The organism is Pseudomonas sp. GL-B-19 (assembly GCF_019956415.1).
Lineage (GTDB): Bacteria > Pseudomonadota > Gammaproteobacteria > Pseudomonadales > Pseudomonadaceae > Aquipseudomonas.
Window position 1 is genome coordinate 75819 of record NZ_JAHBDK010000026.1, and the last position, 7286, is coordinate 83104.

General features: G+C 56.6%; 7 protein-coding genes and 1 tRNA gene. All 8 read left to right on the forward strand.

Features of this window, described 5'->3' with window-relative positions; translation table 11 throughout:
• The first annotated feature begins 78 nt into the window (after nt 1–78).
• The 8 genes from KGB06_RS11245 (at nt 79) to ychF (ending at nt 6996) form a co-directional block, all read left to right on the forward strand.
• Nucleotides 79–1803, forward strand: a complete 1725-nt coding sequence (locus KGB06_RS11245; protein ID WP_223515436.1) for a tetratricopeptide repeat protein — start codon at nt 79–81, stop codon at nt 1801–1803.
• A 4-nt stretch (nt 1804–1807) separates the two neighbouring features.
• Entirely contained in the window at nt 1808–2425 is a 618-nt protein-coding gene (gene lolB, locus KGB06_RS11250; RefSeq protein WP_223515439.1) for a lipoprotein insertase outer membrane protein LolB, read from the forward strand.
• A gap of 2 nt (nt 2426–2427) precedes the next feature.
• Nucleotides 2428–3279, forward strand: a complete 852-nt coding sequence (ispE, locus tag KGB06_RS11255) for a 4-(cytidine 5'-diphospho)-2-C-methyl-D-erythritol kinase (RefSeq protein WP_223515462.1) — start codon at nt 2428–2430, stop codon at nt 3277–3279.
• A gap of 36 nt (nt 3280–3315) precedes the next feature.
• Nucleotides 3316–3390, forward strand: a tRNA-Gln gene (locus KGB06_RS11260).
• A gap of 46 nt (nt 3391–3436) precedes the next feature.
• On the forward strand, nt 3437–4378 hold the full coding sequence (locus tag KGB06_RS11265) for a ribose-phosphate pyrophosphokinase (RefSeq protein ID WP_003208392.1): 942 nt from the start codon (nt 3437–3439) through the stop codon (nt 4376–4378).
• Between the two features lie 141 nt (nt 4379–4519).
• Nucleotides 4520–5119, forward strand: coding sequence for a 50S ribosomal protein L25/general stress protein Ctc (locus KGB06_RS11270; protein WP_140668560.1), 600 nt, complete (start codon nt 4520–4522; stop codon nt 5117–5119).
• A gap of 168 nt (nt 5120–5287) precedes the next feature.
• Complete coding sequence (pth, locus tag KGB06_RS11275) at nt 5288–5872, forward strand: aminoacyl-tRNA hydrolase (protein ID WP_046030136.1); 585 nt, start codon at nt 5288–5290, stop codon at nt 5870–5872.
• A 23-nt stretch (nt 5873–5895) separates the two neighbouring features.
• Nucleotides 5896–6996 (forward strand): redox-regulated ATPase YchF, encoded by a 1101-nt coding sequence (ychF, locus tag KGB06_RS11280; RefSeq protein WP_007942650.1) that lies wholly within the window; start codon nt 5896–5898, stop codon nt 6994–6996.
• Nucleotides 6997–7286 lie beyond the last annotated feature (290 nt).

Sequence of the window (7286 nt, forward strand, 5' to 3'; positions counted from 1 at the left end):
TCGATTGAGACTCGGTTATGTTTGGCCGAAGGCTTGTGTCATGATGATCCGACCGCAGGTTAGTCGTCCTTTTCCTATATGAATAGATCTTCCGCGTTGCTCCTCGCTTTTGTCTTCCTTAGCGGCTGCCAGGCCTTGGCACCCGTGTCGCCGGACGGCACATCGCCGGTTGAAGACAGCAGTCCGGCCCCTGAAAAGCCCAAGGTTTACAGCTCATTCAGTGAAGAAACCGTCTTCAGTCTGTTGAGCGCCGAACTGGCTGGCCAGCGCAATCGTTACGACATTGCTTTGGACAACTACGTGACCCAGGCCATCAACACACAGGATCCCGGCATCTCCGAGCGAGCGTTTCGCATTGCCGAGTACCTGGGCGCCGATCAGGCCGCCCTGGACACCTCGCTGATCTGGGCAAAAAACGCCCCCAACGACCTGGAAGCACAGCGTGCGGTCGCCGTGCAACTGGCCCGCGCCGGTCGTTACGACGACTCCATGGTCTATATGGAAAAAGTCCTGCTAGGCAAAGGCGACACGCATTTCGACTTTCTTGCCCTGGCCGCGGCCGATACTGACCAGGAAACGCGCAACGGTTTGATGAAAAGTTTCGACAGTTTGTTGCAGCGCCACCCGAAAAACAGCCAGTTGATATTCGGCAAGGCCTTGCTGATGCAACAGGATGGTGATGCCAAAGGCGCGCTGACCCTGTTGGAAAACAATCCACCGGACGATGGCGAAATCGCCCCGATTCTGCTGCGCGCGCGCCTGCTGCAAGTGCTCAACCGTGGCGACGAAGCCTTGCCGCTGCTGCAAAAAAGCATCAAGAAATACCCGGACGACAAACGCCTGCGCCTGACCTACGCGCGCATGCTGGTTGAACAAGACCGCATGGATGACGCCAAAGCCGAGTTTGCAAGCCTGGTTCAGCAATACCCGGAAGACGACGAGTTGCGTTACTCCCTGGCACTGGTCTGTCTGGAAGACAAGGACTGGAATCAGGCCAAGGGCTTGCTTGAAGAGCTGATCGCCCGCGATAGCCACGTTGATTCCGCCCACCTGAACCTCGGCCGTATCGCTGAAGAACGCAACGACCCTCAAGGCGCACTGATCGAGTACGGCAAAGTCGGGCCGGGCAACGAATACCTGCCGGCACAACTGCGTCAGGCCGATATTCTGATGGGCAACGGCAGGACCGCCGAAGCGCAACGCCGCCTGGCGGCCGAGCGCGACGAGCAGCCGGATTACGCCATTCAGTTGTATTTGATCGAGGCCGAAACCCTGTCTGCCAACAAACAGGGGGACAAAGCTTGGGCTGTCTTGCAGAAAGCCTTGCAGCAGTACCCGGATGATCTGAATCTGCTGTACACCCGCGCCATGCAGGCGGAAAAACGCAATGACCTGGCGCAGATGGAAAAAGACCTGCGCCTGATCATCAAGCGCGACCCGGACAATGCCATGGCATTGAATGCGCTCGGCTACACCCTGTCCGACCGCACCACACGGTATGCCGAAGCCAAGGCCCTGATCGAACAGGCACACCAAATCAATCCGGAAGACCCGGCAGTACTCGACAGCCTCGGCTGGGTGAACTACCGCCTGGGCAATCTCGATGAAGCCGAGCGCTATCTGCGCCAGGCGCTGGATCGCTTCCCCGATCAGGAAGTCGCCGCCCACTTGGGTGAAGTCCTGTGGGCCAATGGCAAACAGCGGGAAGCCAAACAAATCTGGGGCAAATTCCTCAAGGAACAACCCGACAGCCCTACCCTGCGCGGCACCATCAAGCGCCTGACCGGATCAGAGACTCTTTAAGATTATGTTTTTGCGCCACATTATCGTTTTCAGTTTTATCGCCCTGCTCGCCGGTTGCGCAGGTTTCGGTGCCCGCGAATCGGTCGAAGGTCACGGTAATCCGGCCCAATGGCGCGAAAACAAACAGCAACTGACCAGCCTCGACGGTTGGCAGATCAACGGCAAGATTGGCATCCGCGCGCCCAAAGACTCGGGCAGCGGCACCCTGTTCTGGCTGCAGCGCCAGGATTACTACGACATCCGCCTTTCCGGCCCGCTGGGTCGCGGCGCCGCACGCCTGACCGGCCGACCTGGCAAGGTCTCGCTGGAAGTCGCCAATCAGGGGCGCTATGACGCACCGAACCCGGAAATACTGCTGGAAGAACAACTGGGCTGGAAATTACCGGTGTCGAATCTGGCCTGGTGGGTCCGCGGGCTCCCGGCGCCCGACAGCAAAAGCAAATTGACGCTGGATACCGACAGCCGCCTGGCGAGCCTCGAACAGGATGGCTGGCAGGTTGAATACTCCTCTTACACACAACAAAACGGTTTCTGGCTGCCCGAAAAAATCAAGCTGCACGGCACCGACCTTGATGTCACGCTGGTGATCAAGGAATGGCAACCACGCAAGCTGGGGTCGTGAATATGACGACTCCCCGCTTGACTCTGCCCTCCCCGGCCAAACTCAATCTGATGCTGCACATCCTCGGTCGCCGTGAAGACGGTTATCACGAGCTGCAGACGATTTTTCAGTTCCTCGATTACGGCGATGAGATCACCTTCGCCGTTCGCGACGACGGCGTGATCCGTTTACACACCGAATTCGATGGCGTCCCCCATAACAACAATTTGATCGTCAAGGCAGCCAAGCAACTTCAGGAGCAATCCGGTTGTGCGCTCGGCATGGATATCTGGATCGAGAAAGTCCTGCCCATGGGGGGCGGAATTGGCGGAGGCAGCTCCAATGCCGCGACGACATTGCTGGGTTTGAATCATCTCTGGCAATTGGGTTGGGACGAGGATCGACTGGCGGCGCTGGGCCTTGGACTGGGCGCTGACGTCCCGGTTTTCGTGCGCGGCCACGCGGCTTTTGCCGAAGGTGTAGGGGAGAAACTGACCCCTGTAGACCCCGAAGAACCGTGGTATGTCGTGCTGGTACCGCAAGTATCTGTAAGTACAGCAGAAATTTTTTCAGATCCGCTGTTGACACGTAACTCTCCTCCCATTAAAGTGCGCCCCGTTCCCAAGGGAAACAGTCGTAATGACTGCTTGCCGGTGGTAACAAGGCGTTATCCAGAGGTACGTAACGCTTTGAATTTGTTAGGTAAATTTACCGAAGCAAAACTCACCGGAACTGGAAGTTGTGTGTTTGGGGGCTTCCCAAGCAAAGCTGAAGCTGATAAAGTCTCGGCCCTTCTTACAGAGACCCTTACGGGGTTTGTAGCAAAGGGAAGCAACGTTTCGATGTTGCATCGCAAGCTGCAAAGCCTGCTCTAAAGGAACCGATTACTGGGTAATCGTTGCAACAGATACAGGGGCGTCGCCAAGCGGTAAGGCAGCAGGTTTTGATCCTGCCATGCGTTGGTTCGAATCCAGCCGCCCCTGCCATTTTCCTATACTCATCCAGGTTACCCTCAGCCTTCAGGTACTGCGCGTGTCCAAGATGATGGTCTTTACGGGGAACGCTAACCCCGATCTGGCTCGGCGTGTCGTACGTCAGCTGCATATCCCTCTCGGTGACATCTCTGTCGGTAAGTTTTCCGACGGCGAAATTACAGCCGAGATCAATGAAAACGTCCGCGGTAAAGACGTCTTCATTATTCAGCCGACTTGCGCTCCGACCAACGATAACCTGATGGAACTGGTAGTGATGGCTGATGCCTTCCGCCGCTCCTCGGCTACTCGTATCACTGCTGTTATTCCTTACTTTGGTTATGCCCGTCAGGATCGCCGTCCGCGTTCCGCACGTGTGGCTATCAGCGCGAAAGTCGTTGCTGACATGCTTACCGTAGTCGGCATCGACCGTGTTCTCACGGTTGATCTGCATGCTGACCAAATCCAGGGTTTCTTCGATATTCCGGTAGATAACATCTACGGCTCCCCGGTATTGGTGGATGACATTGAAGATCAGCGCTTCGAAAACCTGATGATCGTGTCCCCGGACATTGGTGGCGTCGTGCGTGCACGAGCTGTTGCCAAATCCCTGGGCGTGGATCTCGGGATCATCGACAAACGCCGTGAGAAAGCCAATCACTCTGAAGTGATGCATATCATCGGTGATGTCGAAGGGCGTACCTGTATTCTGGTCGATGACATGGTCGATACCGCCGGCACTCTGTGCCACGCGGCAAAGGCCTTGAAAGAGCATGGCGCTGCCAAGGTTTTCGCCTACTGCACACACCCTGTACTGTCCGGTCGGGCGATCGAAAACATCGAAAATTCCATGCTGGACGAACTGGTGGTGACTAACACCATCCCGTTGTCCGCTGCTGCACAAGCCTGCTCGCGTATCCGTCAACTGGATATCGCGCCGGTAGTTGCCGAGGCGGTCCGCCGCATCAGCAATGAAGAATCGATCAGCGCGATGTTCCGTTAAGGGCCCTGCCCTTCTCATTCATCACGTTGACGAAAAGCGCCCCGCCCCGGCATTCCTGTCGGGGCGGGGCTTTTTTGCCCATATCGCCTTTAGCGCTGGTCGCAAACGCTGGGGCGAATGTGGTTATTTTGGAGATACAACATGAACGATTTTACTCTGAATGCTGAAGTGCGTTCCGACCTGGGGAAAGGTGCGAGCCGCCGCCTGCGTCGTCTCGCAAGCCTGGTACCAGCTGTAGTTTACGGTGGCGAAAAAGCCCCTGAATCCATCAGCATGCTGGCTAAAGAAGTTGCCAAACTGCTCGAAAACGAAGCGGCTTACAGCCACATCATCGAGCTGAACGTTGGCGGCACCAAGCAAAACGTAATCATCAAGGCTCTGCAACGTCACCCGGCCAAAGGCCACGTGCTGCACGCTGACTTCGTACGCGTAGTTGCCGGCCAAAAGCTGACCGCTATCGTTCCTGTGCACTTCATCAACGAAGCTGCTCCAGTGAAGAAAGGCGGCGAGATTTCGCACGTTGTTGCTGAAATCGAAGTGACCTGCCTGCCAAAAGACCTGCCTGAATTCATCGAAGTTGACCTGGCTAACGCCGAAGTCGGCTCGATCATTCACCTGTCCGACATCAGCGCTCCTAAAGGCGTTGAATTTGTTGCTCTGGCTCACGGTAACGACCTGGCTGTTGCCAACGTTCACGCTCCACGTGTTGCCCCAGAAGCTGCAGAAGGCGCTGCAGAGTAATTTACTCTGTACGCCGGAGTGACCGGAAACATCGCGGACTGGAACGTAGCGAGAAAGCGGGCGGGAACGCGGAGTTTACATAATGGTAAATGAGCAATTTTCGTCCACTTTCGCCGCACACACTGATTGCGGCGATGTTATCCACCACTCCAAGGAAGGGCCCCTATCGTGACTGCCATCAAACTGATCGTTGGCCTGGGAAATCCAGGCGCTGAATACGAACAGACCCGGCATAACGCAGGGGCCCTTTTTGTTGAGCGCATCGCGAACGCACAAGGGGTAAACCTTGTCGCCGATCGCAAATATTTTGGCCTGACCGGGCGCTATTCGCATCAGGGTCAGGATGTTCGTCTGCTGATTCCCACCACCTACATGAACCGTAGCGGCCAGGCCGTAGCAGCTCTGGCAGGTTTCTTCCGCATCAAGCCTGAAGAAATTCTCGTGGCGCATGACGAACTCGATCTGCCTCCGGGCGTTGCCAAGCTCAAGCAGGGCGGCGGCCATGGCGGTCACAACGGGTTGCGCGACATCATTGCGCAACTGGGCAATCAGAATACCTTTCATCGCTTGCGGCTTGGCATTGGCCACCCGGGCGTTGCCAGTATGGTTTCAAATTTCGTCCTGGGTCGTGCGCCACGCGCCGAACAGGAAAAACTCGATGCCAGCATCGACTTTGCCCTCGGCGTGCTGCCGGATATCCTCGCCGGTGAATGGAACCGCGCGATGAAAAACCTGCACAGCCAGAAGGCCTGACTCTACTCCTCGGGGAAAACACCATGGGATTCAATTGCGGCATCGTCGGCCTGCCTAACGTCGGCAAGTCCACCCTGTTCAACGCCCTGACCAAATCCGGGATCGCGGCCGAGAACTTCCCCTTCTGCACCATCGAGCCGAACACCGGTATCGTGCCGATGCCGGATCCACGTCTGGATGCCTTGGCGGCCATCGTCAATCCAAAACGCATCCTGCCGACCACCATGGAATTCGTCGACATCGCGGGCCTCGTTGCCGGCGCCTCGAAAGGTGAAGGCTTGGGCAACAAGTTCCTCGCCAACATCCGTGAAACCGATGCCATCGCCCACGTGGTCCGCTGCTTCGAAGACGAGAACGTGATTCACGTCTCCAACAGCGTCGACCCGAAACGCGACATCGAGATCATCGACCTGGAACTGATCTTCGCCGACCTCGACAGCTGCGAAAAGCAACTGCAAAAAGTCGCCCGTAATGCCAAGGGTGGTGACAAGGACGCCGTGGTCCAGAAAGGCCTGCTGGAGCAATTGATCGCTCACTTCACTCTCGGCAAGCCTGCGCGCACGCTGATGAAGAACATGGGCGCCGACGACAAAGCGGTGATTCGTGGTTTCCACCTGTTGACCACCAAACCTGTCATGTACATCGCCAACGTTGCTGAAGACGGCTTCGAGAACAACCCGCTGCTGGACATCGTCAAAGCCATCGCCGAAGAAGAAGGCGCCATGGTGGTTCCGGTCTGCAACAAGATCGAAGCTGAAATCGCCGAGCTGGAAGACGGCGAAGAGAAAGACATGTTCCTCGAAGCCCTGGGCCTCGAAGAACCTGGCCTGAACCGCGTAATCCGCGCTGGCTACGAAATGCTGCACCTGCAGACCTACTTCACCGCCGGTGTCGAAGAAGTTCGCGCCTGGACCGTCCGCGTCGGTGCCACCGCACCACAAGCCGCTGGCGTGATCCACACCGACTTCGAAAAAGGCTTCATCCGCGCCGAAGTGATCGCCTACGACGACTTCATCCAGTACAAGGGCGAAGCCGGCACCAAAGAAGCCGGCAAATGGCGTCTGGAAGGCAAGGATTACATCGTCAAAGACGGCGACGTGATGCACTTCCGTTTTAACGTGTAAGACACACACCCAAGAAAAAGCCGCGTTTGATACGCGGCTTTTTTGTGCCTGGAATAATCACCCGCCACACCACCAATTCCCTGTAGGAGTGAGCCTGCTCGCGATAGCAGACTATCAGTCGACTGAATCGCCAACTGACACACCGTCATCGCGAGCAGGCTCACTCCTATGTATGGACTCGCCCCCACTGTCTACCTGCTTTTCAAACACTGCTACCCGGTTGCATCTATGTATAAGGCCTATTCGAGGAAGCCATCTTTGGCTTCTGGCCAACATTGGTTGAGCTCACG

What these genes read in the sequence shown, in the direction of transcription:
- KGB06_RS11245 (WP_223515436.1), top strand. Translation starts at nt 79, where the DNA reads ATGAATAGATCTTCCGCGTTGCTCCTCGCTTTTGTCTTCCTTAGCGGC.
- KGB06_RS11270 (WP_140668560.1), top strand. Translation starts at nt 4,520, where the DNA reads ATGAACGATTTTACTCTGAATGCTGAAGTGCGTTCCGACCTGGGGAAA.
- ispE (WP_223515462.1), top strand. Translation starts at nt 2,428, where the DNA reads ATGACGACTCCCCGCTTGACTCTGCCCTCCCCGGCCAAACTCAATCTG.
- lolB (WP_223515439.1), top strand. Translation starts at nt 1,808, where the DNA reads ATGTTTTTGCGCCACATTATCGTTTTCAGTTTTATCGCCCTGCTCGCC.
- ychF (WP_007942650.1), top strand. Translation starts at nt 5,896, where the DNA reads ATGGGATTCAATTGCGGCATCGTCGGCCTGCCTAACGTCGGCAAGTCC.